Source organism: Citrobacter sp. TBCS-14 (assembly GCF_005280805.1).
GTDB lineage: Bacteria > Pseudomonadota > Gammaproteobacteria > Enterobacterales > Enterobacteriaceae > Citrobacter > Citrobacter gillenii.
Genome location: NZ_SZWM01000079.1, coordinates 1 through 331 on the forward strand (window position 1 = coordinate 1; position 331 = coordinate 331).

Sequence of the window (331 nt, forward strand, 5' to 3'; positions counted from 1 at the left end):
TTATGTCGGAATTGACCTATCCTTAATTGGCGATTTAACCGCTGTGTCATTTGTTTGTGAGTTAGAGGGTAAAACTTACAGCCATACACTTACATTCTCTGTACGTTCGCAATATGAGCAACTGGACACAGAACAGCAAGAACTATGGACTGAATTTGTTGACAGAGGAGAGCTTATTCTACTTGATACGGAATATATAAATGTAAATGACTTAATACCGTATATTAATGACTTTAGAAGTAAGACAGGGTGCAGACTTAGAAAAATCGGTTATGACCCAGCACGATATGAAATCTTAAAAGGGTTGATTGAACGTTACTTCTTTGATAAA

Annotated in this window: 1 protein-coding gene; it reads left to right on the plus strand. The window is 36.3% G+C overall.

Annotated elements, in window-relative coordinates; genetic code table 11:
- Nucleotides 1-331, plus strand: a 331-nt coding sequence (locus FDX22_RS00440; protein ID WP_222592510.1) for a terminase TerL endonuclease subunit, incomplete at both ends; no start/stop codon positions are given.